The organism is Candidatus Accumulibacter vicinus, assembly GCF_000584955.1.
GTDB lineage: Bacteria > Pseudomonadota > Gammaproteobacteria > Burkholderiales > Rhodocyclaceae > Accumulibacter > Accumulibacter vicinus.
In genome coordinates, this window is the sequence record NZ_JDSS02000024.1 from 17408 (window position 1) to 17642 (window position 235).

The 235-nt window shown below is 72.3% G+C and carries 1 protein-coding gene; it reads left to right on the forward strand.

Annotated features, from left to right (window positions below):
- Nucleotides 1-235, forward strand: a 235-nt coding sequence (locus CAPSK01_RS10625; protein WP_034926174.1) for a cobalt-precorrin-5B (C(1))-methyltransferase, incomplete at both ends; no start/stop codon positions are given.

The following is a 235-nucleotide window of genomic DNA, read 5'->3' on the forward strand; positions in this document are numbered from 1 at the left end:
TCCCCCCCGGCGCCTGCGCCGCCGCCGCCGCACGCGCGGCGACGCTCGGCCTGCTCACCGGCGTGCTACCGGACAGCGTTCTCTGCCGCCTGCCGAATGGCCAGGAGCACCGCTTTGCGGTCAGTGAAGGTCGCCTCGAGGGGGAGGGTAGCGAGCGGGTCGCGCATGCAGTGATCGTCAAGGACGCCGGTGACGACCCGGATGCGACGCATGGCGCACACTTGACGGCCGCTGT